Origin of the sequence: Kitasatospora sp. NBC_01287 (genome assembly GCF_026340565.1) — a bacterium.
Classification (GTDB): domain Bacteria; phylum Actinomycetota; class Actinomycetes; order Streptomycetales; family Streptomycetaceae; genus Kitasatospora.
Genome location: NZ_JAPEPB010000001.1, coordinates 7094194 through 7120009, shown reverse-complemented (window position 1 = coordinate 7120009; position 25816 = coordinate 7094194). Strand labels below are relative to the sequence as shown.

The window sequence follows — 25816 nt, the reverse complement described above, 5'->3', positions numbered from 1 at the left end:
CGCTCCGTCAGATTCCGCTGCTCAGCGTGTTGTCGAGGTGCGGACCGAGGTAGCCGAGGTAGATCAGGCCGCCGTGCGCCGAAGCGTCGTGGAAGTGCAGCCGCGGCGCCTTGCCGTGGCCCGCGCCGATCCGCAGGTGGGCGCCCATGAAGACGGTGCCGCTGGGGTCCACCGCCGCCGGCACCGGGAAGGTCCGCTGCAGGCGCCAGGCCTTGCGGCCCGCGGTCTGCGGCGACTCGTCGCGCACCACCTTGCCCGGCGGGAACCGGTGGCCGCCCGGCGGCGTGTCGCGGCACCAGTGCAGGAAGTCGCGCAGGTGCTCGCCCTGCCGCTTGGCCCGCGCGTAGTCCTGCAGCGCGAGCAGCGCGTCCCAGGCGGTGGCGGCCCAGTCGGCGCCCAGCGCCTGGGCGTCCAGCTCGACGGTCACCCGGCGGCTGCCGGTGAAGCGCAGCTCGGGCAGCTCGCCGATCCGGTCGAGCAGCGTCTCGAAGCCGCCCGGCCCGTGGTGCGGGACGCGCGGCGACAGCCGCACCGCGGCGCCCGGTGCGCCGAGCGCCGCCAGGTCACGCTGCAGGTCGCGCAACTGGGCTTCGGCGCCGCGTAGTTCCGCGGCCCGCTCGGCCAGCTCGACGGAGAGCTCGAAGGCGTGCTCCTCCTGCTCGCGCAGCTCCAGACGCAGCTCGCCCAACTCCTTGAGCCGCGCGCCCTCCTCGTGCGCGGCCTCGTCGAGCAGGCCGTTCAGCACGGTGTTGTCGGCGCGCAGCCGGGCCAGCTCGTCGCGGTCCGCGCCGGCGGCGGGCCGGGTGCGCAGCGCGGGGACGGTGGCGAGCTCGGCGGGCAGCGGGGTCCGGGCGGCCAGCCGGCGCGGCAGCCGGGCCAGCAGCTGGGCGGCGTGCTCGCGCTGGTGCGGCAGGCCCGGGGTCACCGGGTGCCGGAAGACGTCGGCCGGCCGGTCCGGCTCGACCCCGGGCAGATAGGTGCGCGCGCCACCGACGGGGACCGGGTGGTGCGCGAGCGCGCGGTTGAACGCGGGCTCCGCCTCGGGGGTGAGCAGGTACGCGACGGCGAGCCCGGGCAGCTCGCGGGTGAGCGGCGCGGCGAGCGCGGGCGGCACGGCGAGGACCACGATGGGCAGTCGGCGCCGCTCCTCGCGCAGCTCCGCCAGCACCCGGGGCAGGTCGCCGGGACGCACCTCGGCGGGGGCGGCGGTCACCGCCACCGCGCCGTCACGCGCCCGCAGCGCGGTGAGCAGCGGGGCGGCCAGCCCGGGCGCCGGGCTCCAGGCCGGGTGGGCGCCCGGGACGGCGGGCAGCTGCTCGGCCTCCAGCCGCACCCACGGCGCGGCGTCGCCGACCCGCGCGCGCACCAGCAGCGTGGTCTGCCGCAGGCCTTCGGGCCGGCTCTCGCGCAGCCGCCAGCGGGTGTAGGCGCCGTGCAGGTTGGCCTCGGAGTCGACGTCCAGCCGGATCCCGGGGGCGAGCAGGTCCACGCCTTCCGCAGCCAGCCAGGCGCGCAGCTCGGCGTCGGCGATCGAGCCGGTGCTGACGTAGTCGTGCCCGCTCTCGACGAGCATCCGGTAGGCGCTGGTGTCCACGGCAGCAGAGCCTGCCAGCGAACGTGCTGAAGGTCCATCAGTTCGCTTCGGATCAGCCGTACTTCCCGAAGTCCGCGGCAGGCGGCGGGCCGGGTCAGGCGCTCGCGGTCACCGCCGCCACCGCGAGCAGGATCACGGCCGAGGCGGTGGAGACCCGGCGGGCACCGCGCTCGCTGGTGGTCAGCGAGTTGCCGGCCCGGCCGGCCAGCAGCGCGAGGGCACCGTAGATCCCCGCGCAGGCCAGCACGTTGAGGGCACCGAGCACGGCCACCTGGCCGCCGATCGGCAGCGCGGCGTGCGGGGAGATGAACTGCGGGATCAGCGAGAGGTAGAGCAGCAGGCCCTTGGGGTTGAGCAGCGCGGTGAGCACGCTCTGCCGCAGCACGGCCGCCGTCGGCTGGTCGCCGGCGGCGGCGAGCGCGGGGGTGCCGCGGCGGGCCGAGCGCAGCAGGTTGACCGCGATGAGCACCAGGTAGGCGGCGCCGACGTAGCGCAGCGCGGGCAGCGCGGCGGGTATCGCGCGCAGCGCGGCGGCCAGGCCGGCGGCGGCCAGCAGGGTGTGCGCGGCGTAGCCGGCGCAGATGCCGGCCACCGCGGTCAGCCCGGTGCGGCGGCCCTGGCCGAGGCTGCGGGCGACGACGTAGAGCCAGTCGGGCCCGGGGGTGCAGACGAGCAGCAGGTCGACGCCCAGGAAGAGCAGCAGCAGGTGGGTGTTCATGATGCGGCGACGCTAACCGAACAGGCGTGGCAGCCGATGGCCAGTTCGGGCGACACTCTCGGCCATTGTGGCAGGATATTGCGCCATGGACCGCATCGACCGCAGAATCCTGCGCGAACTCCAGCAGGACGGCCGGCTGACCAACGCCGAGCTGGCCGATCGGGTCGGCCTGACCCCCTCCCCCTGCCTGCGCCGGGTGCGCCAGCTGGAGCAGGACGGGGTGATCCGCGGCTATCGCGCGCTGCTCGACGGGGCCTCGCTGGGCCTGGGCTTCCAGGCCTTCGTGACCGTGGTGATGGCCCGCGAGGACAAGCCGACGGTCACCGAGTTCGAGCACCAGGTGGCGGCGCTGCCCGAGGTCGTCGAGGCGCACCGGCTGTTCGGCGACCCGGACTACCTGCTCCGGGTCGCCGTGACCGACCTGGCCGCCTACGAGCGCTTCCACACCGAGGTACTGTGCGGCCTGCCGGGGATCGCCCAGGTCAACTCCCACCTGCCGCTGAAGCTGGTGCGCCCGGACGAGGGCATCCCGACGGGGGCCTGACCGGGCCGACCAGCCCGACCGGACCGACCGGACCGACCGGCCCAACCGGCCCAACCGGCCCGGACCTCGCTACGGCCGGGGCAGCGTGCAGCCCGCCGCCGTGAGGTCCAGCGTGTTGCCGGGGTCGAAGCAGGCGGTCAGCAGGTAGGTCTCCTCGGCGTAGTTGGTGCCCTCGTGGACAGTGACGTTGCCGTTCTGGTCGACCTCGCACGGGTTGTCCACGGTGCAGCTCTCACCGTCCTCGTTGCCGGTGTTGTTGACGGCCACCAGCAGGCCGGTGCTGGTGTCGATCACCGGCGAGCCCGAGGTACCGCCGATGGTGTCGCAGCTGGAGGTGTAGCGGACCGAGTCGCTCCAGGTCCAGTCGCCCTCCTTCAGCTGGTAGACGAACCCGTCGATCGAGCAGGAGTAGGTCCTCTTCCAGTAGCCGGAGACCACCTTGATCGCCGCGCCGGCCGTCGGGTGGTCCGCGGATATGGTCAACGGGCTTATCCCGTACCGCTGCTGGATCGAGGCGTAGGTCGTGGTGAGCTGGTAGAGCGTCACGTCGGTGTTGGTCATGGTCGCGTAGACGACCTTGCTGGCGCGCAGCGTCGCCACGCCCCTGCCCGAGGCGTTGAGCAGGGTGAAGCTGCGGTTGGACGACTGGTTGACGATCACCTGGCCGGCGTCCGGCATGCCGGTCTCCAGGCAGTGGCCGTTGGTGAGCACCAGCGCGGGGTCGGTCGGCTGCGAGTTCGGCATCCGGACCACCGAGCCGGAGCAGTCGTCGAGCGCGACGGTGCCGGCGTAGTTGACGGTGACGGCCGCGGGCGCGGGCGCGCTGACGGGCACCGCCGCGGCGGCGCCGGCCGGGGTGGCGGCGGCGCCGAGCAGCAGGGTGAGCAGGGCCGCGGGCAGCGCCGCGCGGCGGATGAACGGGGCCTTCGGCGTGCGGGGGTTCGTCACGGCGGGACTCCTCGAAGGTGGGGGTCCTGCCAATTTGGCCTGGACATGACGATTGGTCAAGAGTCCTGGCACGCCCGGTGGTGGTCCGTCATCGCCCCGGCCGGCCGCCGGTCATCGCCCGGCCAGCCGGCGGGCCACCGTTGCGGCGAACCGCCCCGCCTCGGCGGCCGCCGGCAGCGGGTCGTCGCAGGCGAGCCAGGCCCGCTGCAGACCCCGGCGCGGCAGCACCGCGGACGGCAGCCGGCGGTGCGCGCGGATCCAGCAGAGCGCCGAGGGCAGGTCGAGCTGGCCCACCACCATGCTGCGCGAGGTGAGTTGGGGGGCCCGCGGGATCTCCCGCCCGGTCAGGTCCAGGTGCATGGCGCGCACCAGGTCCACCCCGCGGGCGTTCTCGAAGAGCCGGAACTGCGCGCCGACCCGGGGGTTGAAGTCCACCAGCTTGTAGCGGCCGTCGCGCCGGTCCAGCCGCCAGTCCATGTCGGCCGGCCCCCGGTAGCCCAGCCGCTCGCACAACTCGGATGCCATCAGGGCCAGTTCCTCGTTCCACGGGGCGTCCGCCCGGCTGGTCACGCCGGCTCCCGGCGGCCAGGAGCGCAGCTTGCGGCCGGTGAAGACCAGCTCGGTGCGCCCCGTGCCGCCGTTGTAGGTGTGGGTGATCCAGTCCTCGCAGCGCTCGGCCGGCAGGTACTCCTGGACCAGCACCGAGAGCGCGCCCTCCGCCGGCACCGCCGCGCGCAGCTGGGCCTCGTCGCGGACCAACGTGGTGCCGCCCACCACCGGCGCCCGCAGCCTGGTCCAGGCCTCCAGGTTCTTCAGCACCAGCGGATAGCCCCACTCCCGCCCGACCGCCAGCAGCTCCGCCCGGTCGGCCGGGGTGGCCGAGCGCGCGGTGGGCACCCCGTACTCCTGGCAGATCCGGTAGAGCTCGCCCTTGCTGGCCAGCCGGCGCGGCAGCCCCGGCGGCACGGCCGGCAGCAGGAAGCCCTGCCGCAAGCGGTCGGCGTGCTCGGCCAGCACGAGGGCCGCCTCGTCGTCGGTGGGCACCGCCATCGCGCGGCGCCCGATCCGCTCGGCGACCGCCAGCAGTGAGCGCACCAGCTCCTCCGGCTCCTCACGCCCGCTGGGCGGCCGCACGGCCCGCCCGGCCAGGTAGCGGGAGAGGGCGACCGGGGTGAACCGGTCCTCCACCATCGCGAGCACCGGCACCCCGCACCGGGCCAGGGTCCGCACCACCCCGAGCCCGCCGGGGTGCTGCGGATAGCGGCCGACCTTGACCAGCAGCGCGGGCACGCCGCGGTCGAGGTCGAGCCCCGGGCCGGTCACGGCTCTCCCCCCGGGACGGGCGCGGGCCGGCAGGTCGGACGCCGGTCGCACCGGCCGGCCCCGCTCGAAAGATGCCTCCCGATACGGCGGGACGCATCCTGGGGACAGAGCACGCCCGCGCAGGAGGTCAGGCGATGAACAGCACGGACCACTCGCAACTCCCGGTCACCGTCGTCGGTGCGGGACCCTACGGCCTCGCGGTCGCCGCCCACCTGCGGGCCCGCGGGATCGAACCACAGGTGTTCGGCGAGCCGATGGAGAGCTGGCGCGAGCGCATGCCGCGAGGGATGTACCTCAAGTCCACCCCGTCCGCCTCCTCGATCTCGGCGCCCGGCGAGCGCTGCCGCCTCGCGGACTTCCGCGCCGACGAGGGGCGGCCCTCCGGCCAGGATCAGCATCCCGTCCCCATCGAGGAGTTCATCAACTACGGGCAGTGGTTCCAGCGGCGCTGCGTGCCCGCGGTGCGCCGCGAGCGGGTGCGCCGGATCGCCCGCGAGGACGGCGCCTTCCAGGTCACCCTGGAGTCCGGCGAGAGCTACGCCAGCGCCCAGGTGGTGCTGGCCACCGGCCTGGGGCCGTACGCGCACGTCCCCGAGCCGCTGCGGCCGCTCGTCGGGCGCGGGACCGCCTCGCACCCCGCCGACCACCCGGACCTGGCGGTCTTCGCCGGCCGCCGGATCGCGGTGCTCGGCGCCGGGCAGTCCGCGCTGGAGAGCGCGGCGCTGCTGCACGAGGCCGGCGCCCGTCCCGTGCTGGTGGCCCGCACCGGGGAACTGCTCTTCGGCGACCCGCCGGCCACCGACGATCCCGCCGACCGGCCGCTGCCGCTGCGGCTGGCCAAGCCCGCCTCGCCGCTGGGCCCCGGCTGGTCGCTGCTGGCCTTCGCCAAGGCACCGGCCGCCTACCGCCATCTGCCGGACCCCACCAGGGAGCACTTCCTGCGCACCGTGCTGGGCCCCTCCGGCGCCTGGTGGCTGCGCGACCGGGTGGCCGACCGGTTCCCGCAGCTCACCGACCGCACCGTGCTCGGCGCGGACGGCGCCGAGCACGCGGGCGGGACGGGCGGCGCGGGCGGGACGGGCGGCGCGGGAGTGCGGCTGCGGCTGCGCCGGGCGGACGGCGGGGACGAGGTGGTCGAGGCCGACCACCTGCTCTGCGCCACCGGCTACCGGGTCGACCTCGACCGGCTGGCCCTGCTCGACCCGCCGCTGAGCCGCGCGCTGGCCCGCCAGGGCACCGCGCCGCGGCTCTCGGCCGACCTGGAGTCCTCGGTCAGCGGCCTCTACTTCGCCGGCCTCTCCGCCGCCGCCTCCTTCGGCCCGGTGCTGCGCTTCGTCTGCGGCACGGGCTTCGCCGCCCGCCGGATCGCCGCCGCGGTCGCCGCCGCCCGCACCGGCAGCCCGCTGCCCCGGTCCTAGGGCCTGCACGGCCCGCACGGCCCGTACGGCCCGTACAGCCTGCAGAGCCGGTACGCGAGGCGGCGCGGGCTGCTGCCCGGCCGGGGTCAGTGCTGCCATACCCGCACCCAGTCCACGCGCAGGGCCGCCGAGTCCACCGAGGCCGGCGCCGGCGCGGGGTAGCCGACCGCGAGGTTGACGATCAGCTCCATCGGCACGTGCGGGATCCGCCCGGGATCGGTCTGCTGCCAGCGCTGGACGCCGTCCACGTACCAGGTGAGCGAGTTCGGCTCCCAGTCCAGCGCGAAGACGTGGGTGCCGGCCGGGAAGTCGACCGGCCCGAAGGTGGAGCCGGCGGACTGGTCGGCGCCCGTGGGGCCGGGCCAGTGCACGTTCAGCTGCACCTGCTGGGTGATCTCGGGGAACTCCGCGATGTCCAGCTCGGGCGGGCTGACCCGGGTGTCCGGCAGCAGCCAGAACGCCGGGAACATGCCGGCCTGCGCCGGGATCCGCAGCGCGGCGGCGAAGTAGCCGTAGGTGAAGGTCTCCCGGGGCTGGGCGAACCAGGAGTCGCGACCGGTGGTGATCATGCCCGAGGTCCACGGATGGCTGACGCCGTCGGTGCCCTGGGTGGTGTGCCGCTGCGCCGTGAGGGTCGCCGACCCGCCACCGACCGTGACCTGGCTCGGCTGATACCACTCCTGCTCGTGGTTGCTGCCGTTGGTGCAGCCGTTGTTGTTCCAGTCGTAGCAGGTGGCCCAGCGGGCGTGGTCCAGGCTCCGGCCGTTGAAGTCGTCCCCGAAGACCTGGTGCCAGTTGCCCGGCGCGGCCGGCGAGGCGTCGGTGGTGGCGGAGCCGGTCGCGCTCGCGCAACCCGCGGTCAGCAGCAGCGCGCCGGCCAGCGCCGCCCACGGCCCGAGCACTCGCCGAGGCCGCCGCACCCGCCGCACCGGCCCGGCACCGTGGGCGCCGCGCCGCTGCGGGCCGTCCGACCGCGGACCGTCCGAGCGTGCCCCGGCCGGAGCGGCCCCGGCGCCGGCACCCCGGCCGCGGCGCCGCCAGGGCCGCCACCGCTCGGGACGCAGCGCCAGCAGGCTGGTCAGGACGGCCAGCACCAGCAGCGCCCGCCGCACGGTGAAGGCGTGGTTCAGGTAGAAGGCCTCGGCCACCAGCGCGCCCAGGGCCAGGCTGAGGACCACCGCCAGCACCAGGTCCTCCAGCACGTCGGCCGCCCCGGCCCGGCGCCGGGCGCGCGGGCGCACGGCGGCGGCCCCCGGGCAGCAGAGCACGAAGGCCACCAGCACCCCGATCCGCACCGGGTGCCCGGCCGGCAGCGCGGTGGCGAGCAGCGCGAGCCAGCCGGTGAGGGCGAGGGCGATCCTGACACGGACGTTCATCACTGGCCTCCGGCCGAAGGGCTGAGGTACTGGTAGACGACCGCGTCCGCGTTGCGGTAGATCGGGCGCAGCAACTGGGGTGAGTGGTCGGCGGTGTCCTGCAGCCGGGCCACCGTGCCGGCGGGCAGCACCCCGGTCAGGTCGGACTCGGCGGCCTGGGCGCGGGTGAGGATCAGGTAGGCGGGTCCGCTGTAGCCGACATCGGCCCTGGCCAGAGCGGCCGAGGGGTTGGTCGCCACCTCCTTCTGGAACGAGAGGGACCCCTGGGTGAAGACCACCCGCTGGCGCTGGTCGTAGTGCTGATCGAGGCCGGGCAGGTCGGCGGTGGCCGAGATGATCACCGAGCCCGGTGGCGCGTGGTCGGCCAGGAACTGGCCGGCCGCCACCTCACCGGTGCTGAAGTAGTTCATGTCCTCCTTGCCGTAGTAGCCGAAGAACAGGCCGCTGAGCAGGCAGCAGAGCACGCCGATGGTGGTCGCCATCCGCAGCCGCGGCCGCGCGCCGGGCTGCAGCACCAGCGCGGCGGCCAGGAACGCGGTGGCGGGCAGCGCGAAGAGGTAGGCGCGGAAGAGCATCTCGCCGCCGTAGCTGTTGGCGGCCAGCAGCGGCAGCGGGGCCAGCGCCAGCAGCGGCAGGCCGGTGCGGCGCAGCCAGGGGCGGCGCACGAAGCCGATCAGCGCGAGCGCGAAGAGGGTGGCCGACATGCCGCGGTCCACCCAGGAGAGCAGCACCTGCCCGGGTGAGGCGGGGCCGAGCGCGGCCAGGCCGGCCACCGCGTTGGAGTCGGGCGCGGTGAGCGCCTTGAGGAAGCTGGCGAGATTGGTCGTCACGTAGGGCCGGGCCACCGTGGCGTACCAGATCAGGCTCATCGCCAGCGCGCCGCCCAGCAGCGGCAGCACGGTGCGGCGGTTGCGGCGCGGGAACGAGAGGAAGACCAGGGCGCTGATGAGCATCAGCGGGGTCAGCTGGTGCGAGGTGACGATCGCCGCCTCCAGCACCAGGAGCACGACCAGCCGGCGCGGCCGCCACCCGTCCACGCCGCCGATCGGGGCCCGTAGCGAGCGGGCACCGCCGGAGCCGGCCCCGGCACCTGCACCTGCACCTGCACCTGCACCTGCACCGGCCCGTGCTGGTGCTGGTGCGCGCACCTGCTGAAGGCGGCGCACCAGCACGGCGATCAGCGTGGTGTAGAGCAGGAAGCCGAAGGCCTGCGGCGAGAAGTAGTCCTGCCCGACCCAGGAGGAGGCGTAGAAGATGAACACCGCGCCCCAGACCAGCCGCCGGTCCCGGGTCACCGACTGGTAGAGCAGCACCAGCGGCCCCACCAGCAGCACGTTGACGATCACCGGCGCCCAGACCGCGTAGCCCAGCGCCGAGGAGAGGCCGGTGACCCGCAGCAGCAGCGCGTTGAGCTGGAAGAAGCCCGGCCACTGGTTGTAGATGTCCAGCTCCTGGGCGTTCGGCACGGTGCCGTTGTGGCTGAGCATCGCCTGCAGCACCGCGATGTGCTTCCAGGCCCAGGCGTAGCGCAGCTCCGGGTAGAGCAGGCTCGGCGTGGCGTGGATCATCGCGATCAGGCCCAGCACGTAGCCCAGCGGCAGGCGCCAGCCGCCGCGCGGCTCGCGCAGCACGGCCGCGAAGCCCAGGGTGAGCAGCAGCACCGCCACCCAGTAGAGGGCGGGGAGCACCTGGAGCAGCCCGAGGTCGCCCATCGAGCGCAGCGGCACGTGGCGCAGCGCGAGCAGCCACAGGCCCAGCGCCACCGGCAGCGCCCACCGGGCCAGCAACTCGGCGGGCCGCCGTGCGCGGGCCCGGCTCCTCCGTGCACCGGGCGCCGGGCGCTCGGTGGTGGCGGTGAGCGGTTGCGCGGCCATCACGGCTCCTCGTCCCGGGCGCGGGAGGAGGGCCGCGGGGCGGGAGGCGCGGGGCGGCGACGGTTCATCAGGCCTCCGTCGGAACGGGCCGAGCGGTGCCGGACGGCAGCGGGAGCGGCGGCGTCCGGGGGTGGATGTCGGCCATGATCCAGCCTCCCAGTCGGGCGGGGTGCGCGCATCCGAGCCGGTCCCTCCGGCGTGAGCCGGGCACGGGCCGGGAGCGCGAGGGCGGGGGCGTGCGGGGTCGGGAACGCGCGGGGGCGGGAACGCGCCGCGCACGGTCGGTCGGTGGGCGGTCAGTCGGTGGGCCTCAGTCGGTGGGCGGTCCGCCGACCGGGCTGCCCACCGCCGCGCGGGCGCGGCGGTAGAGCCGCCAGCCCTTGGTGGTGAGCTTCTCGGCGACCGGGGCGACCGGGGCCCCCCGGCCGTCCAGCCACTGCTGGAACTGGTCGGTGGAGGTGTCGGCGCGCACCATCAGCCGGGCGATCCGCAGCGGGTCGTCGCTCTGCGAGCTGAAGGTGTTGGCCACCGCGCAGGCCGAGGTCCAGCCGGCCAGCTGGACCCGGCGGCGCACCGTGGCGCTGGAGTAGCCGTGCGGATAGGCGAAGCTGGTCAGCGGGTGGCCCAGCGCCTCCTCCAGCTCCTCCTTGCAGCCGGCGATCTCCGGGCCGAGCCGGCCGCGCGGCAGCGTGTCCAGCTGCGGGTGGGTGCGGGTGTGCCCGCCGAGCTCGAACCCGTAGGCGTCGATGGTGGCGACCTGGCGCCAGTTGAGCATCTCGGCCCCGGGCAGCAGGCTGCCCGGAGCCTGCTCGCCCGGCGGGTGCAGCGCCCCGGTGGTCAGGTAGAGGGTGGCGGGCAGGCCGCGTTCGCTGAGCAGCGGGGCCACCGTCCAGTAGAAGTCGGCGAAGCCGTCGTCGAAGGTGAGCACCGCGCTGTGCTCGGGCAGCGGGGCGCCGCCGCGCTGGGCGGCGACCAGGCGGCGCAGCGGCACCACCGTGCGGCCGCTGTCGGCGAGCCGGTCCAGTTGCTCGATGAAGTCGCGCGGGCGGACCGTGTAGGGCGCGATCCAGGCCGGCGGGTCGACGCTCACCGAGTGGTACAGCAGCACGGGGACGGCGGTCATGGCCCCGCCTCGGCCGGGCTGCCGGGACGGGCTCGGGTGAGCAGGTAGCCCAGCAGGGTCGCGGTGGTGCCGGTGACCAGGCCGGCCAGGGTGCGCGGGTCGGTGCGGTCACCGGGCGCCAGCGCGCGCAGCGCGGCCCGCGGCAGCGTGGCCAGCAGGTGCCGCCGTTCGCTGGCCAGGGCGCGCCGCGGACCGGCGTAGCGGGCCACCGCCGACTTGGAGCAGCCCTCGGCGTAGCAGCGGGCCCTGAAGTACGAGAAGTCGGTGCGGGCGCCCGGCACGTGGTGGCGCACGGCGGCCGCCGGGTCGTAGCGGAGCACCGCGCCGGGGTGGCGGGCCGCCAGCCGCAGGCAGAGCTCGGTCTCCTCACCGCCCAGCGGGCGGCTGCCGACCCGGCCCAGGTCGGTGCGGAAGCCGCCGGCCGCCAGCAGTTCGGCCCGCCGGAAGGACATGTTGGCGCCGATCAGGTTGCGCACCGCCTCGGGGCGCTCGGGCAGGCCGCGGTAGGAGCAGCCCACCACCCAGTCGAACTCGGGCGGGAACCAGGCCGGCCGGCCGGTCTCCCACCAGGGAAGGACCAGGCCGCCGACGCCCAGCACCGCCGGGTCGCGGTAGCCGGCCAGCAGGCGCAGCGTCCAGTCCGGCTCGGCCGCCGCGTCGTCGTCCAGGAAGGCGACCACCTCGCCCTGGGCGGCGGCGGTGCCGGTGTTGCGGGCCCCGGAGAGGCCGGGCGGCCCGGCGCTGGCCAGCACGGTCAGGTCCGGCAGCTCGCGCCGGGCCCGCGCGGCGAGCTCGGGGCAGTGGTCCACGACCAGCAGCAGCTGCTCGGCGCGGTGGCGCTGGCCGTGCACCGAGCGCACGGCGGCGCACAGGTCGCCCCAGCGGCGCGGGGTGAAGGCGCAGATCACGACGGTCAGGGTGGGCAGCGCGGTGGTGGTGGTCATCACGGCCTCCGTTTCGGGAGCCAGCGCGGCAGGGTGAGCAGCAGCGGCACGGCCAGGGCGAGCTCGGCCAGCAGCCAGGCCAGCGCGATGCCGGTCAGGCCGAGCCTGGGCATCAGGGCGGTCCCCAGGCCCAGCACCAGCACGCAGAGCGCGGCCTGCAGGCCGACCACCCAGCGCAGCCGGCGCCGGGCCCGGGCGACGTCGATCGCCACGTCGAGCAGCAGGTTGGGCACCGCGGCCAGGGCCAGCAGGCGCACCGGGGTGGTGCCCTGGGCGGCGTACTGCGGGCCGAACAGGCTCAGCAGCAGCGGGGCCAGCAGGATCAGCGCGGCGGCGCCGGCGGCGATCAGCGGGGCGCTGTGCCGCAGCACCGTGCGGGCGTGCGCGGCCAGCTGTTCGGGGGCCCGGGCCGCCTCCACGATCAGCGAGCTGCCCATGTTGTAGGCGGCCAGGAAGAGCGTGTAGGCGATCACCCAGGAGAGCGAGAAGTAGGCGTTGCTGTCGGGGCCGAGGTAGTCGAGCACCAGCAGCGGTACCAGGTTGTAGGCGGTCAGCCGGCAGAGCGCCCCGGCGTAGTCGGCGGCCGCGTAGCGCAGCACGCCCCGGGGCGGGTCGCCGGCCGGTCCGCGCTCGTGGCGGGGCACCGCCCGGCGCACCAGGAAGGTGCTGGTGACGGCGAGCGAGACGGCCAGCGCGCCCAGCCAGGAGAGCAGGATGCCCGAGCCGACGGCCCACAGGCCGAACACCACGAGCGCTCCCGTCTTGACCGCCGCGAAGAGGCCGTTCTCGGCGAGCACCCAGCCGGGCCGGCGCATCCCGGTGAGCGCGCCGTCCTGGACCACGAAGAGCGCGTAGCCGACGGTGCCGGCCACGAAGCCGATCGCGGCGGCCGGGCCGCGCAGGAATTCGAGCCGGGGGGTGACCTCGGGCACCACCGCCAGGAAGAGGACCGCGCCCAGCGCGCTGGCCGCCGCCGCGGCGGCGTAGCAGCGCAGCACGAGCCGCCCGCTGTGCCGGCCGGCCGCCGGCAGGAACCTGATCAGCACGTCCGCGAGGTTGAGCTGGCCGAAGCCGGCCAGCAGGGTGGCGGCGGCGATCACCGCGTAGGCCAGGCCGATCTGCTGGGCGCTGTACCACGAGGTGGCGAAGAGCCAGAAGACCGCGCCGACCGAGGCGGTGAGCAGCGAACTGAGCGTCAGCAGGTGGCCGTTGCGCAGCAGCCGGCCGTTCTCGGCGGGCCCGAGCACACGGGCCCGCAGCGCGCGGGACCGGGCGAGCAGCAGGGCGCCGTAGCCGGCCGGGCGGGCCGTCGGGGAGAGTTCGCGCACGGTGGCCATCACTCAGCCTCCGATCCTGCGGGCCTGCGCGCGGCTGCGCAGGTAGCCGACCGGCCCGTAGGCCAGGCCCCGCAACTCCAGCAGGCCAAGGCCCTGGGCCTGGCCGCCGGCCTGCCCCGCGCGCTGCCGCAGCCGCAGCGCGGCGTACCGCAGGCCGCCGGGGAGCCTCCGCAGCAGCGCCGGCAGCATGCCGGGCTCGGCGCCCAGCGCGGCGGCCAGGAAGGCGCCGAAGCCGGCCCCGTAGCCGAAGGCCTGGGCGGGCAGCGCCTCGGGGGTGCGCCGGTGGTGGTGCCAGATGACCGCCTCCGGGCGGTAGGCCACCGTGTAGCCGGCCGCCAACACCTGGAAGAAGGCGAGCAGGTCGTCGCCGCCGCGGGCCGGCGTGCCGGTGCCCAGCGCCCGGTCGAAGGCGCCCAGGCCGCGCAGCGCAGAGGTGCGGAAGGCCATGTTGGCGCCGGTGCCGAAGCGGCCGGCGGTGAAGGGGAAGAGCGGGTCGGGCGGCGGGTCGGCCAGCGACCAGCGCAGCGGCGCGAAGCCCTTGCCGAAGCCGCTGAGCCGCTCCAGAGCGGCCTGGGTGGCGGTCTCCAGCTCGGCGGGCAGGATCAGGCCGGTGACGCAGCCGATCCGCGGGTCGGCCGCGAATCCGGCCGCCAGTGCGGCCAGCCAGTCGGGGTCGGCGAGCGTGTCGTCGTCGGTGAAGGCGCAGATCGTGCCGTGGGCGGCGGTCAGCGCCCGGTTGTGGGCGCGGGCCAGGCCCGCCACCGGCTCGCGCAGGTAGCGGACCCGGCCGCGGTACCGCTCGCGGACCAGGTGCTCGGCCGCGTCGTCGGACGGGGCGTTGTCCACCACGATCACCTCGAAGCGCGGATAGCCGTTCCGCAGCACGGAGTCGAGGCAGCGCCGCAGGGGGCCGGCCCGGTCGTGGGTGGCGACGATCACGCTGATCAGCGGCGGGTCCGCGCACGCCCCGGCCCGACCCGCCCGACAGGGGTGGGCCGGGGACGTCGCGGTGGTCTTCGGAAACGCCGGTGCTGTCACCGGTGCTGTCACTGGTCCGGTTGCCGTTTCGACTGCCGATCCGGTTGCCGTTTCGGTTGCCGTTTCGGTTGCTGGGATGGCGAGTTCACGATGGGCGGCGGCGACCAGCGCTCGGCAGAGCCCGGCTTCGTGGCCTTGGGTGCCGCTGGTGGTGACCAGTCCGAGCGGGTGCCCGTGCAGCCGCACCAACGCCAACACGCGTCCGCCGGGACGGGCGGGTCCCTGGCCACCGGGCGAGCGCAGCTCGTCCGGCGCGGCCAGGTCCAACTCGACGACCTGGACGGGGGTGTAGAGCGAGTCGCGGGCGGCGAGGCGGGGGCAGGCCGCGGCGGCGCGCCGGTCCGCGCCGGTCATCGCTCCCTCACGGCCTTCGTCTGCGTGGGCCGGGCGCCGGGGCGCTCGGCGATCAGGGTCCGCAGTACCCGTCGGCCGTCCGACACCGCGTGCAGGTGCGAGCGCCCGCTGCGGCGAGGAAGTTCCGTGCTGGGGACCTCGGCGATCCGAAGTCCCTTGCGCAGGGCGTGCGCTGTCATCTCGGCCTCGATCTCGAAGCCGGTGGCGCGCAGCTCCAGGGTCTCCAGGAAGCTGCGCCGGAACGCGCAGTACCCGTAGCAGAGATCGGTCAGCCGGGCGCCGTAGAGGCGGTTGACCACGGCCAGCAGCGCCCGGTTGCCGGCCGACCGGATGGCGGTCAGGTCGAGCGAGCCGCCACCGGCCAGGTAGCGCGAGCCCTTGACGAAGTCGTAGCCGTGGTCGAGGAAGTGGATGTAGTGCGGGATCTCGGCGGGAGTCATCGAGCCGTCGGCGTCGATCATCACCACGTACTCCCCGGTGGCGGCGGCGAAACCGGTGCGCAGCGCGCTGCCCTTGCCGGTGCCGCGTTGGCGGACCGTCCGCACGGAGGGCAGGCAGGTGCTGGCCATCCGCAGGGTGGCGTCGGTGGAGTCGCCGTCGACCAGCACGACCTCGTCCACGCAGCGGGGGATCTGCTCGAAGACCCAGGGGATGTTCAAGGCCTCGTCGCGGGCCGGCACGATCAGGCTGACGGTGTGTCGGAGCTCGGCGCGGTCGCCGGCCCGGCGCAGCACGCGGTCATCCGCGCGCCGGCCACCTGGCATGGTGGTACTCATGGTGGACTGCCTCTCGGGAGGCATACGGGGCCGGTCGTCCGGCAGTGGGCCGGGATCCGGCGATGACGGCCGCGCGGGTAGGCCGCGCGCCTCTGACGACTGGCTTCTCGGGCAGTCCCCCCGTCCGAGCCCCCTGGCCCCCGTGGCCCCCTGGTGCCCGCCGCAACCGCTGGACGCCCCCGCCCGGTGCGGTACCAGGGCCCCATCATGGACACCGCGGCCGGTCAGAGTCAAGGCTTTTCGGAGCGTTCGGGCTTATTTGCCAGGGAGTTTACTTTTTGTCCGATTCCAGGATCCGCCGGACGATCTCCTCCGGCCGCATCGGCCGCCCGAAGTACCAGCCCTGGGCCAGGTCACAGCCCATCGAGCGCAGCCGGTCGGCGTGGTCGGCGTTCTCCACGCCCTCGGCCGTCACGGTCAGCCCCAGAGTGTGCGCCAGGGAGACCAGGCCGCCCACGATCCGCCAGCCGAGCACCTGCTCGCGTCCGGAGTCCTTCAGGTCGCTGACGAAGGAGCCGGCGATCTTCAGCCCGGAGACCGGCAGGTCCCGCAGGTAGGCGAGGTTGGACCAGCCGGTGCCGAAGTCGTCCACCGCGAGCGAGACGCCCATGTCGGCCAGCGAGTTGAGCGCGCGCAGCGACTCGTCCTTGGGCCCGACCACCGCGCTCTCGGTGATCTCCAGCTGCAGCCTCCCGGGCTCCAGGCCGGTGTCGCGCAGGATCCGGTCGATGTCCGAGACCAGCCCGGCGTTGCGCACCTGACGCACCGCCAGATTGACGTTGACCTGCGGTGCCCTATCGCCGAACTGCCTTGCCCAGTCGGCCGCCTGACCGCAGGCCTGCTCCAGCACCCAGCGGCCCAGCGGCATGATCAGACCGGTCTCCTCGGCGGTGCCGATGAACTCGTCGGGACCGAGCACGCCCAACTGCGGGTGGCGCCAGCGGACCAGCGCCTCGACCGCCGCGAGCGAGCCATCGGAGAGCGCGCAGAGCGGCTGGTAGTCGATGAAGAACTCGCCGCGGTCCAGCGCGACCGGCATCCGCACCGAGACCGCGTAGCGGCTCACCGCACGGGCGTTGCGCTGCGGGTCGAAGAGCGTCCAGCGACCGCGCCCCTCCTCCTTGGCCCGGTAGAGGGTGAGGTCGGCGGCCCGCACCGCGGCCATCGGCGTGGTGGCCGCCACCGGCCGCTCCAGCACGCCCACGCTGGCGCCCACCGCGAGGCGGTGCCCGTCGATCGGCACCGGCTTGGCGAGCGCGGCCAGCACCGTCTTGGCCGCCGCCACCGCCTCCTGCTCGCCGCGGCAGTCCTCCAGCAGCACCACGAACTCGTCGCCGCCCAGCCGGGCCACCAGGTGCCCCAGCGGGCGCAGCGCGGCCTCCAGGCGCAGCGCGACCGCCGCGAGCAGCTGGTCGCCCATCTCGTGGCCCAGCGAGTCGTTGACGACCTTGAAGCCGTCCAGGTCGACGTAGCAGAGCCCGAACCTGGCGCCGGGCTCGGGCGCGTCGAAGATCGCCTCCAGCCGCTCGAAGAAGGCCGAGCGGTTGGGCAGGCCGGTGAGCGGGTCGTGGGTGGCCTGGTGGCGCAGCCGCTCCTGCAGGCGGTAGCGGTCGGTGATGTCCTCCAGCATCGCCACCTGGTACACCGGCGTGCCCTCGTCGTCGCGGATCAGCGAGACGGTGAGGTGGGTCCAGACCACCTCGCCGTCCTGGCGGTAGTACGGCTTGTCGAAGGAGAAGTGCTCGCGCTTGCCGCTGACCAGGTCCTCGTAGGCCTCCCAGACGCCCGGGGTGTCCTCCGGGTGCACCAGGTCGTTGACCCGCCGGCCCTGCATGTCCTCGGGGCGGGCGCCGAAGATGTTCTCCAGCGCCTTGTTCACCGCCATGATGTTGCCCTCGACGTCGCCGATGCCGATGCCGATCGCGGCGCTCTCGAAGAGCGCCCGGAACCGGGCCTCGGACTCGCGCAGCGCCCGCTCGGCCTCCCGGCGGGCGGTGTCGGCGGCCAGCCGGATCGCCTCCTGCTCCTGCAGGGTGCGCTCGCGCAGCGCCGAGGCCCAGCCGGCCGCGAAGGCTCCGGCCAGCTCGGCGCCCGCCGCCCGGTCGCCGGAGGCGGCCAGCAGGGCGATCGCCCGGGAGAGCAGGTCGGCGTCGGTGAAGTGGGCCTCCACCAGCAGCGCGCCGGCCTCGGCGGCCGCACCGGAGTCCAGCGGCTCGCACCGCTGGGCCCCGTGCAGCAGCTCGATGGTGCGGCTGACCAGCCGGGTCAGCGCGCCGGGGTGCATTGCCGCGCCCTGGCTGCCGCGCAGCAGCGCCGCCCACCGGTCCGGATCGGGGATGTCCGGGAGGGTGGGGGCCGCGGCGCCCGCGCTGTCGCCGGCCGGCGGCGGCGCGGTCACGGCAAGCGCCCCACACCGACCACGCCGACCATCCGCTCGGGGTGCTCGCCGACCGAGGCCGGCTCGTCCGGCCGCCACTGCGGGAGGTAGACGACGCCCGGTTCGACCACCTCGAAGCCGTCGAAGAAGCCGGCGATCCGCTCCATCGACCGCATCGTCAGCGGGGTCGGCGTCCGGTTGTACAGGTCCTGGTGGGTCTCGGCCTGGTCCGGGCGCCCCTCCAGCGAGGCGTGGCAGATCGCCAGCGCGCTGCCCGGCGGCAGCGCCTCGCGCAGGGTGCGCACGATGCCTTCGGGGTCCTGGTCGTCGGTGACGAAGTGCAGCACGGCGACCAGCAGCAGGGCCACCGGCTCACCAGCGGCGAGCAGCTCGGCCACCTCGGGGCGGGCCAGCAGGGCCTTCGGGTCGGTCAGGTCGCCGTCGACCACGGTGCTGAGCTCGTCGTCCTGCAGCAGCAGGCGGCTGTGGGCGACCGCGACCGGGTCCTTGTCGACGTAGACGACCCGGCTCTCCGGCTGGATCTCGCGGGCCACCTCGTGCACGGCGCCGAAGGTCGGGATGCCGGAGCCGATGTCCAGGAAGCGGGTGAAGCCCTGCTCGGCCAGGAACGTCACGGAGCGGCGCAGGAAAGCCCGGTTGGAGCGCATGATCTGCGGCAGGTCCGGCCAGAGCTTGATCGCCTTGCGGGCCATCTCCCGGTCGGCCGCGAAGTTGTGCGAACCCCCCAGGTAGTAGTCGTACACCCGGGCCGCTGCCGGCCGGTCAAGATCCATACCCTCGGGCACCCATGGTGGTCGCCGCATCAGGGACCCCTTTCCGACGCAGGACTCCAGCACAAACAGACAAGAGGCACAAAGATCATCCTACGAACAGAGCGTGACTGCAACCGCTGACCGTCCCGCCCCTCGCGGCCCACCCGCCCTGACCGCCCCTCGGCTCCCTCCCGCCTCCTCCTGCCACCTTCCTGCCACCTCCTGCCCCTCCGGTCCGGGGGCACTCCCCGGCCGTCCCCGACCTGCCGGGCCTGGCCGACCCTGCCCCCTCCGGTCCGGGGGCGCTCCCCCGTGCGGCGGACAGCGGCCCCCGGGCGGCGGACAATGGCCGCATGGCGGGACGGATCGAGGACTACGCCCTGATCGGGGACCTGCAGACCGCCGCCCTGGTCGCCAGGGACGGGTCGGTCGACTGGCTCTGCCTGCCCCGCTTCGACTCCCCCAGTTGCTTCGCCGCACTCCTCGGCGACCAGCGGCACGGCCACTGGCGGCTGGCGCCCACCGGACCCGGCTACCGCGCCGAGCGCGCCTACCGCCCCGGCACCCTGGTGCTGGAGACCTGCTGGGAGGGGCCCGGCGGAGCCGTGCGGGTCACCGACTTCATGCCGCAGCGCGACCGCGAGCCACGGCTGATCCGCCTGGTGACCGGGCTGCGCGGCTCCGTGGAGCTCTGCGGGGAGCTGCGGCTGCGGTTCAACTACGGGCGGGTGGTGCCCTGGGTGCGGCGCACCGACCACCACCGGGTGGCGATCGCCGGGCCGGACTCCGCCTGGCTGCGGGTGCCCCCCGGCGTGCACACCTTCGGGCAGGACGGGGCGACCCGCTCGGAGTTCACCGTGCGGGCCGGCGAGGTGGTGCCGTTCACCCTCACCTGGCAGCCCTCCCACCTGGGCACCGCCCGCCGGGTCGACCCCGAGCGCGAGCTGGCCGCGACCACCGCGCGCTGGCAGGAGTGGGCGGCCGGCTGCCGCTACCAGGGCCCGTGGCAGGAGTCGGTGCTGCGCTCACTGCTCACCCTCAAGGCGCTCGCCTACGCGCCGACCGGGGGCATCGTGGCCGCCCCGAGCGCCGCGCTGCCCGAGACCCTGGGCGGGGAGCGCAACTGGGACTACCGGTTCTGCTGGCTGCGGGACTCCAGCATGACGCTCTCCGCGCTGCTGCGCGGCGGCTTCCGGGAGGAGGCGACGGCCTGGCGGCGCTGGCTACTGCGGGCCATCGCCGGCGACCCCGGCGACCTGCAGGCCGTCTACGGGGTGGCCGGCGAACGCGGCCTGCCCGAGACCGAGGCCGGCTGGCTGCCCGGGTACGCCGGCTCGGCACCGGTGCGGTTCGGCAACGCGGCCGTCGGCCAGCTCCAACTGGACGTCTACGGCGAGGTGGTGGACACCCTGCAGCTGGCCTGGGCGGCCGGTGTGCCGATGGAGCGGCAGGTCTGGGGGCTGCTGAAGGCACTGATGGCCTACCTGGAGACGCACTGGCAGCAGCCGGACGAAGGCCTCTGGGAGGTGCGCGGCGAGCGGCGGCACTTCACCCACTCCAAGGTGATGAGCTGGGTGGCGGCCGACCGCGCGGTCAAGCTGGCCGAGGCCACCGGCCTGCCGGCCCCCGTCGAGCGCTGGCGGGCGATGCGGGCGGCGGTGCACGCCGACGTCTGCGCGAACGGGTACGACGCGAGCCGGGGTTCGTTCGTCCAGGCCTACGGGGGAAAGCAGTTGGACGCGGCCACGCTCTTCGTGGCGAAGACCGGGTTCCTGCCGCCGGACGATCCGCGGGTGGTGGGGACCGTGGCGGCGGTGCGCGAGGGCCTGGACCTGGGCGGGTTCGTGCGCCGCTACGCCGACGACGCGCCCGATGGGCTGACTGGGCGCGAAGGGGCCTTCGTGGCCTGCTCGTTCTGGCTGGCGGACGCGCTGGCGAGGATCGGCGAGCAGGCACAGGCGCGGGAGCTGTTCGACCGCACGGTGCGGCTGGGCAACGACCTCGGGCTGCTCTCCGAGGAGTGGGATCCGGTGAGCGAGCGGCAGTTGGGGAACACCCCGCAGGCGTTCAGCCATGTGGCGCTGGTCAACGCGGCGTTCACGCTGGCGGAGGGCGGTGACGGGGTGGGGCGGTGACGGGGGCGGGGCGGTGACGGGGGCGGGACGGGGCGGGGGCGGGGGCGGGGGCGGGGGCGGGGGCCCTCCACGCTCAAGAGGGCCGTGATCAAGCCTCAACCGTTGACGGCCTCCACGATGCGCAGGGCGGCCTGGGCGGGCGTGAGGTGCGTGGTGTCGACGACTTCGGCCTCGCCGTGCAGCCACGTGCGGGCCGCCTCGGCGTAGGGCTCCAGGTACTTGAGGCGGAAGTAGGAGTTGGGACCGACGACAGTGTCCCCCGCGATGCGCCCACGGAGGGTCTCCTGGTCGGCGTGAAGGACGAAGTGCCGCACCGGGATGTCATATCGGGCGAGGCCCGTACTGATCTCGCGCCAGTACTGCTCGACCAGGACGGTCATGGGAATCACCAGAGTGCCGCCGGTGTAGTCGAGTACGCGGCGGGCGGTCTCGACCACGAGTGGCCGCCACGGCGGCCAGTGCTGGAAGTTGTCCGTCGCGGGCAGCCCTGGTGTGATGTCCATGAGTGTCTCGCCGACCTTCTCGGCGTCGAACACCCGTGAATCCGGGATCAGCTGCTGCACGAGGGCGCTGGTCGTCGTCTTGCCCGCGCCGTGGGTGCCGTTGAGCCATACGATCATGGGCCGACGCTAGCGGTGTTCAGGCCGCGGCCTGGTACCGATCACGTCACAGAACTGGCACAGCAGAGTCCTTGACGGCCTGGGGCAGCCAGTCGGCGGCGGAGGAGAACCGGAAACCCAGGTCGGCCGCCCGCCCGGTGTCCACGGCGTAGCAGCGCTCGAAGGAGAACGGTGAGACGGGCTCGCCCGTCCCCGCGACCAGGACCGGCTCCCTGCCGACCACGCTACCGACCAGCGCGCACAACTCCAGGGCGTCCAGAGCACCGTGGGAGGCCGCGTTGACGGGGCCGGTGAAGTCCGCCACCGCGGCCCAGGCCAGGAACCGGGCGATCTCCGGCTCGTGGACGAAGGACGCGGGCTGCGGCGCGGGGTGGACCACCACCGGCAGGCCGCGCTCGATCCGCTCGACGTAGTGGGCGAGCCGCCCGGTGAAGTCGGCGCCACCGAGGACGTGCGCGGTGCGGACGGCGGCAACGTCGAAGGGGGCCTGGCGGGTGAGCAGTGCCTCCGCCTGACGCTTGCCCTCGCCGTAGTGGTCCGCCCTGAACCGCTCGTCGGACCAGGGAAGTTCCAGATCCACGGGCCAGGCCGCCGGGTCGACGGCCTGCTCCGGGAGGGGCGCCCCGCCTGGTCGGCCGAGTTCGGCGTAGACCTCGACCGTGGAGGTCAGCACATAGCGCCGGGTGCGGTCGGTGAAGACCCGCACGGCGGCGGCCGCTTGGAGCGGCGAGTAGCAGACCTGGTCGACCACGACGTCGAAGGACCGGTCGGAGAGCGCGGCACGCAGCGCGGCCTCGTCGTCGCGGTCGGCGCACAGCTGGACCACACCCCGAGGCGCGGGCGTCGAACCGCGGTTGACGACGGTCACCGCCGCGCCCGCGTCCCGCAGCTCCTCGATCAGCCGCCGCCCGAAGTAGCGGCTCCCTCCGATCACACACACGTCCATGCCGCTGTCCCTTTCCTCGCCCGGCTCGGCTCGGCTCAGCTCGTCCTCGGCTCAGCTCGTCCTCGGCGCATGCCCTCGGCGCGCACCGTCGGCTCACGCCGTCGAGGAGGAGTCTGCTCGGCAGTGATCACCAGTGGTAGTGTCGATTTCGCTGCCTCGTCATTAGGAGAACTGTTGATCGACGTCCAGCGGCTGGCCGTGCTCCGCGAGGTCGCCCGCCATGGCAGCTTCAACCAGGCGGCGGTGGCGTTGCGTTGCACACCGTCCGCCGTGTCGCAGCAGATCGCCGCACTGGAGCGGAGCCTCGGCGCGCCCGCTCTCGAACGCTCCACCCGCGGCGTCACGCTGACGGACGCCGGCCGCTTACTGGTGGAGGCCGCGGACACGATCGCCGCCGAGCTCGCCGACACGCAGCGGCGCATCGACCGGCTGGCCGCCGAGCGGATCGAACTCACCATCGCCACCTTCGCCAGCGCGGGCCGGCGGCTGCTGCCCGCCGCGCTGGCCGGTTTCGTCGCCGACCACCCTCAGGTGGAGCTGACGATCCTGGAGGCGGAACCGGAGGAGAGCCTGCCCTGGGTCCGCGAGGGGCGGGCCGACCTCGCCCTCGCCTACCACTTCGAGGGCCCGCCACCCGGTCGGCCCGGCGACCGGTCCGGCCTGGACTGGACGTCGCTGGGCGTGGACCCGCTGCGGGTCGTACTGCCGCGCCGGCACCCGGACGCGGCCCGCCTGCAGGCCCGGCCCGAACCACCGCACCTGGCCGAACTCGCCGACCAGCGCTGGATCCTGGGCTGCCGCAAGTCCGCCGACCAGCTCACCCGGCACGCCGACCTGGCCGGCGTCGAGCTGCGCGTCTCGTGCACGGCGACGGACTACGACTTCGCGCAGGCACTCGTCAGCGCCGGCGTGGGCATCGCGCTGATCCCCGAACTCGGCCTGACCCGGCAGCCGGACCTGGTCGCGCTCCCGCTGGCCGGGCCGAGCCCGCGCCGCCACCTGGGCCTGGCCCTCGCCCGCCGCCGCCGCGGCCACGCGGCCCAGCTGGCGGAGGAGTTGGCGTCCCGGCTCGTGGGACAGGCCACGGCGCACGCCTGACAGGACGGGACGGTCCCGGCGGGCGACGGGCGACGGGCGGGCAGGCGGGCAGGGCAGGGCAGGGCAGGGCTACTCGACGGTCACCGACTTGGCCAGGTTGCGCGGCTTGTCGACGTCCCGCTCCAGGGCCACCGCCGCGTGGTAGGCCAGCAGCTGCAGCGGGATGTTGAGCAGCAGCGGGTCCAACTCGGGCTCGTTCTTGGGCACCAGCACGGCGTGGTTGGCGAGCTTGGGGTCCGGCACCCGGTGCGCGATGGCCAGCACCCGGCCGGCCCTGGCCCGGATCTCGCCCAGGGTGGTGAGGTTCTTGTCGAGCAGCTCGTCGTCCGGCACCAGGGCGACCGTGGGCAGCTCCGGGCTGATCAGGGCGAGCGGGCCGTGCTTCAGCTCGCTGGCCGGGTAGGCCTCGGCGTGCACGTAGCTGATCTCCTTCAGCTTCTGCGCACCCTCGCGGGCCACGGGGTAGCCGCGCACCCGGCCGATGAACATCATGCCCTGGCTGCCGGCGTACTCGGCGGCCAGCTCGGCGATCTCCTTCTCCTGGGCGAGGATCTCGCGGATCTGACCGGGCAGCGCCTTCAGGCCCTCGACGATCCTGCGGCCGTCGGCCGGCGAGAGGTCGTTGATCCGGCCGAAGTGCAGGGCCAGCAGCGCGAACGCGACCACGGTGGAGGTGAAGGCCTTGGTCGAGGCGACCGAGATCTCCGGACCGGCGTGCAGGTAGATGCCGCCGTCGCAGGCCCGGGCGATGGCGCTGCCGACGGTGTTGACGATGCCGAGCACCCGGCCACCCTTGCGCTTGATCTCCTGGACGGCGGCCAGGGTGTCGTAGGTCTCGCCGGACTGGCTGATCGCCAGGTAGAGGGTGTCCGCCTCGATCACCGGGTTGCGGTAGCGGAACTCGGAGGCCGGCTCGCTGTCGGCCGGGATCCGGGCCAGCTCCTCGATCAGCTGGGCACCCATCTGCCCGGCGTAGTAGGCCGATCCGCAGCCGATGATCTTCACCCGGCGGATCTCGCGCAGCTCGCGGGCGTCCATGTTCAGGCCGCCCAGGTGGGCGGTGGCGAAGCGCTCGTCGAGCCGGCCGCTCAGCGTGCGCTCGACGGCGCCCGGCTGCTCGTGGATCTCCTTGATCAGGTAGTGCGAGTGGCCGGCGGTGTCGTAGGAGTCGATCTCCCAGTCCACCGTGGAAGGCTGGCGGTTGGTCGGGCGGGCGTCCTCGGTGAAGGTGCGGAAGCCATCGGCGCGGATCACCGCGAGCTCGCCGTCCTCCAGGTGCACCACCTGACGGGTGTAGCGGACCAGCGCGGCCACGTCGGAGGCGACGAACATCTCCTTCTCGCCGATGCCGAGCACGATCGGGCTGCCGTTGCGGGCCACCACGATCCGGTCCGGCTGCTCGGCGTCCACCACGGCGATGCCGTAGGTGCCGACCACCAGGGCGAGCGAGGCGCGCACCGCCTCCTCCAGGTCGGTCCCGTCGGCCGCGTGCGCGGCGATCAGGTGGACCAGCACCTCGGTGTCGGTCTCGGAGGAGAAGACGGCGCCCTCGGCGGTCAGCTTGTCGCGCAGCTGGTCAGCGTTCTCGATGATGCCGTTGTGCACGACGGCGATCCGGCTCGCGTTGTCCAGGTGCGGGTGGGCGTTGGCGTCGCTCGGCTCACCGTGGGTGGCCCAGCGGGTGTGGCCGATGCCGGTGCTGCCCTTGAAGCGGGCCGGCACGGCGGCGGCCAGGTCGGCGACCCGCCCCTTGGTCTTGCGCACCTTGAGGCCGCCGCCCTTGCCGGTGACGGCCACGCCCGCGGAGTCGTAACCGCGGTACTCCAGGCGTTGCAGGCCTTCGAGCAGGAAGGGGGTGGCGTCCTTGGGTCCGATGTAGGCGACGATTCCGCACATGGTGGACGGGCTCCTGAGGGTGGAGTGGATGAAGTGGAGTTGGATGAATGGGGGTGCTGGGCGTGGTGCGGCCCGGTGGTCGGTGACAGGTGACAGGTGACAGGTGACCGATAACAGGCAGCAGACGGCAGGTGGCAGAGGGCAGAGGGCAGGCGAAGGATGACGGATGGCTGATGACGGATGACTGACGAGGGGCAACAGATTTCAGCTGACAGAATCTGATATCTGTCATCCGTCAGCCACCATCCACTCGCCACGCACCGCCATCCGATCAGCCGTAGACGATCCGCCGCAGCTGCCGGACCGACAGCTCCGGAGCGACCACCCGGCGGGCAGGCAGCTCCTCGGCGACCCTGGTGAAGATCTGCTCGTTGGTCAGGCCCCGGGTCTGGAGTTCGCCGTGCCGGCGCTGGACGAACTCCGGCGCGGTCTCGGAGAAGTAGGCGAGCACCTCGGCCACCATCCGGGCAGCCTCGGCCGGCCCCAGCACGCTGGTCCTGGTCAGGTGCGCGATCAGGTCGGCGTAGGGCGGCGGAGGCGAGGGCGGTGAGCTGGGCACGGAGAGTGAGCCTAGAGCGAGTATCTGAAAAAACAAAGAATCCTG

The 25816-nt window shown here is 74.3% G+C and carries 21 protein-coding genes; 4 read left to right on the top strand and 17 right to left on the bottom strand.

Going from position 1 to position 25816, the window contains the following annotated elements; all coding sequences use genetic code 11:
• Positions 1-7 precede the first annotated feature (7 nt).
• Together OG455_RS31215 and OG455_RS31210 are read right to left on the bottom strand one after the other, a co-directional pair.
• Positions 8-1594, bottom strand: coding sequence for a hypothetical protein (locus tag OG455_RS31215; RefSeq protein WP_266299456.1), 1587 nt, complete (start codon positions 1592-1594; stop codon positions 8-10).
• Between the two features lie 94 nt (positions 1595-1688).
• Positions 1689-2312 (bottom strand): LysE family translocator, encoded by a 624-nt coding sequence (locus OG455_RS31210; protein WP_266299454.1) that lies wholly within the window; start codon positions 2310-2312, stop codon positions 1689-1691.
• Positions 2313-2397: 85 nt separating this feature from the next.
• Here OG455_RS31210 and OG455_RS31205 point away from each other — a divergent pair, with 85 nt between their 5' ends.
• Positions 2398-2856: an Lrp/AsnC family transcriptional regulator gene (locus OG455_RS31205; protein WP_266299452.1), complete on the top strand. Its 459-nt coding sequence runs from the start codon at positions 2398-2400 to the stop codon at positions 2854-2856.
• Between the two features lie 69 nt (positions 2857-2925).
• Here OG455_RS31205 and OG455_RS31200 read toward each other — a convergent pair whose 3' ends face one another.
• Complete coding sequence (locus OG455_RS31200; RefSeq protein ID WP_266301023.1) at positions 2926-3735, bottom strand: serine protease; 810 nt, start codon at positions 3733-3735, stop codon at positions 2926-2928.
• Between the two features lie 180 nt (positions 3736-3915).
• Positions 3916-5127, bottom strand: coding sequence for an ATP-grasp domain-containing protein (locus OG455_RS31195; RefSeq protein ID WP_266299450.1), 1212 nt, complete (start codon positions 5125-5127; stop codon positions 3916-3918).
• A gap of 134 nt (positions 5128-5261) precedes the next feature.
• Here OG455_RS31195 and OG455_RS31190 point away from each other — a divergent pair, with 134 nt between their 5' ends.
• Entirely contained in the window at positions 5262-6545 is a 1284-nt protein-coding gene (locus OG455_RS31190) for an NAD(P)-binding domain-containing protein (RefSeq protein ID WP_266299448.1), read from the top strand.
• A gap of 86 nt (positions 6546-6631) precedes the next feature.
• Here the strand turns inward: OG455_RS31190 and OG455_RS31185 are convergent, their stop codons facing one another.
• From OG455_RS31185 to OG455_RS31145, 9 genes are all read right to left on the bottom strand, one after another.
• The gene (locus tag OG455_RS31185) at positions 6632-7921 is read right to left on the bottom strand and encodes a glycoside hydrolase family 16 protein (protein ID WP_266299446.1); all 1290 of its coding nucleotides are present in this window, start codon (positions 7919-7921) and stop codon (positions 6632-6634) included.
• A complete protein-coding gene (locus OG455_RS31180) occupies positions 7921-9795 on the bottom strand; it encodes a glycosyltransferase (RefSeq protein WP_266299444.1) in 1875 nt (624 codons plus the stop codon). Before OG455_RS31180 ends, OG455_RS31185 begins: the two co-directional genes overlap by 1 nt.
• Before the next feature lie 310 nt (positions 9796-10105).
• Entirely contained in the window at positions 10106-10918 is an 813-nt protein-coding gene (locus OG455_RS31175; RefSeq protein WP_266299442.1) for a polysaccharide deacetylase family protein, read from the bottom strand.
• Positions 10915-11862, bottom strand: a complete 948-nt coding sequence (locus OG455_RS31170; RefSeq protein ID WP_266299440.1) for a glycosyltransferase family 2 protein — start codon at positions 11860-11862, stop codon at positions 10915-10917. The genes OG455_RS31175 and OG455_RS31170 overlap by 4 nt, the downstream gene beginning before the upstream one ends.
• The gene (locus OG455_RS31165) at positions 11862-13199 is read right to left on the bottom strand and encodes a lipopolysaccharide biosynthesis protein (RefSeq protein WP_266299438.1); all 1338 of its coding nucleotides are present in this window, start codon (positions 13197-13199) and stop codon (positions 11862-11864) included. Before OG455_RS31165 ends, OG455_RS31170 begins: the two co-directional genes overlap by 1 nt.
• A 3-nt stretch (positions 13200-13202) precedes the next feature.
• Complete coding sequence (locus tag OG455_RS31160) at positions 13203-14591, bottom strand: glycosyltransferase family 2 protein (protein WP_266299436.1); 1389 nt, start codon at positions 14589-14591, stop codon at positions 13203-13205.
• Positions 14588-15367, bottom strand: coding sequence for a glycosyltransferase family 2 protein (locus tag OG455_RS31155; protein ID WP_266299434.1), 780 nt, complete (start codon positions 15365-15367; stop codon positions 14588-14590). The genes OG455_RS31160 and OG455_RS31155 overlap by 4 nt, the downstream gene beginning before the upstream one ends.
• 271 nt (positions 15368-15638) lie before the next feature.
• Positions 15639-17765, bottom strand: a complete 2127-nt coding sequence (locus tag OG455_RS31150; protein WP_266299432.1) for a bifunctional diguanylate cyclase/phosphodiesterase — start codon at positions 17763-17765, stop codon at positions 15639-15641.
• Positions 17762-18538, bottom strand: a complete 777-nt coding sequence (locus OG455_RS31145; protein WP_266299429.1) for an SAM-dependent methyltransferase — start codon at positions 18536-18538, stop codon at positions 17762-17764. Before OG455_RS31145 ends, OG455_RS31150 begins: the two co-directional genes overlap by 4 nt.
• A 332-nt stretch (positions 18539-18870) precedes the next feature.
• Here OG455_RS31145 and OG455_RS31140 point away from each other — a divergent pair, with 332 nt between their 5' ends.
• Complete coding sequence (locus OG455_RS31140) at positions 18871-20652, top strand: glycoside hydrolase family 15 protein (RefSeq protein ID WP_266299427.1); 1782 nt, start codon at positions 18871-18873, stop codon at positions 20650-20652.
• Between the two features lie 95 nt (positions 20653-20747).
• On the opposite strand, the gene OG455_RS31135 is transcribed toward OG455_RS31140, so the two are convergent.
• Together OG455_RS31135 and OG455_RS31130 are read right to left on the bottom strand one after the other, a co-directional pair.
• The gene (locus OG455_RS31135; RefSeq protein ID WP_266299425.1) at positions 20748-21272 is read right to left on the bottom strand and encodes an AAA family ATPase; all 525 of its coding nucleotides are present in this window, start codon (positions 21270-21272) and stop codon (positions 20748-20750) included.
• A gap of 46 nt (positions 21273-21318) precedes the next feature.
• Positions 21319-22218 carry an NAD-dependent epimerase/dehydratase family protein gene (locus OG455_RS31130; protein ID WP_266299423.1) on the bottom strand — a complete coding sequence of 300 codons (900 nt, stop codon included), beginning with the start codon at positions 22216-22218 and terminating at the stop codon, positions 21319-21321.
• Positions 22219-22392: 174 nt separating this feature from the next.
• On the opposite strand from OG455_RS31130, the gene OG455_RS31125 reads away from it, so the two are divergent.
• Entirely contained in the window at positions 22393-23316 is a 924-nt protein-coding gene (locus OG455_RS31125; protein ID WP_266299421.1) for a LysR family transcriptional regulator, read from the top strand.
• A 69-nt stretch (positions 23317-23385) separates the two neighbouring features.
• Here the strand turns inward: OG455_RS31125 and glmS are convergent, their stop codons facing one another.
• Positions 23386-25212: a glutamine--fructose-6-phosphate transaminase (isomerizing) gene (gene glmS / locus OG455_RS31120; RefSeq protein ID WP_266299419.1), complete on the bottom strand. Its 1827-nt coding sequence runs from the start codon at positions 25210-25212 to the stop codon at positions 23386-23388.
• Positions 25213-25483: 271 nt separating this feature from the next.
• Positions 25484-25771, bottom strand: coding sequence for a hypothetical protein (locus OG455_RS31115; protein WP_266299417.1), 288 nt, complete (start codon positions 25769-25771; stop codon positions 25484-25486).
• Positions 25772-25816 lie beyond the last annotated feature (45 nt).

Bases quoted from the DNA above. Each gene is read 5' to 3' on its own strand.
- OG455_RS31210 (WP_266299454.1), bottom strand. From the start codon at position 2,312: ATGAACACCCACCTGCTGCTGCTCTTCCTGGGCGTCGACCTGCTGCTC.
- OG455_RS31165 (WP_266299438.1), bottom strand. From the start codon at position 13,199: ATGGCCACCGTGCGCGAACTCTCCCCGACGGCCCGCCCGGCCGGCTAC.
- OG455_RS31135 (WP_266299425.1), bottom strand. From the start codon at position 21,272: ATGATCGTATGGCTCAACGGCACCCACGGCGCGGGCAAGACGACGACC.
- OG455_RS31185 (WP_266299446.1), bottom strand. From the start codon at position 7,921: ATGAACGTCCGTGTCAGGATCGCCCTCGCCCTCACCGGCTGGCTCGCG.
- OG455_RS31160 (WP_266299436.1), bottom strand. From the start codon at position 14,591: ATGACCGGCGCGGACCGGCGCGCCGCCGCGGCCTGCCCCCGCCTCGCC.
- OG455_RS31180 (WP_266299444.1), bottom strand. From the start codon at position 9,795: ATGGCCGCGCAACCGCTCACCGCCACCACCGAGCGCCCGGCGCCCGGT.
- OG455_RS31130 (WP_266299423.1), bottom strand. From the start codon at position 22,218: ATGGACGTGTGTGTGATCGGAGGGAGCCGCTACTTCGGGCGGCGGCTG.
- OG455_RS31170 (WP_266299440.1), bottom strand. From the start codon at position 11,862: ATGACCACCACCACCGCGCTGCCCACCCTGACCGTCGTGATCTGCGCC.
- OG455_RS31190 (WP_266299448.1), top strand. From the start codon at position 5,262: ATGAACAGCACGGACCACTCGCAACTCCCGGTCACCGTCGTCGGTGCG.
- OG455_RS31175 (WP_266299442.1), bottom strand. From the start codon at position 10,918: ATGACCGCCGTCCCCGTGCTGCTGTACCACTCGGTGAGCGTCGACCCG.
- glmS (WP_266299419.1), bottom strand. From the start codon at position 25,212: ATGTGCGGAATCGTCGCCTACATCGGACCCAAGGACGCCACCCCCTTC.
- OG455_RS31155 (WP_266299434.1), bottom strand. From the start codon at position 15,367: ATGAGTACCACCATGCCAGGTGGCCGGCGCGCGGATGACCGCGTGCTG.
- OG455_RS31205 (WP_266299452.1), top strand. From the start codon at position 2,398: ATGGACCGCATCGACCGCAGAATCCTGCGCGAACTCCAGCAGGACGGC.
- OG455_RS31140 (WP_266299427.1), top strand. From the start codon at position 18,871: ATGGCGGGACGGATCGAGGACTACGCCCTGATCGGGGACCTGCAGACC.
- OG455_RS31145 (WP_266299429.1), bottom strand. From the start codon at position 18,538: ATGGATCTTGACCGGCCGGCAGCGGCCCGGGTGTACGACTACTACCTG.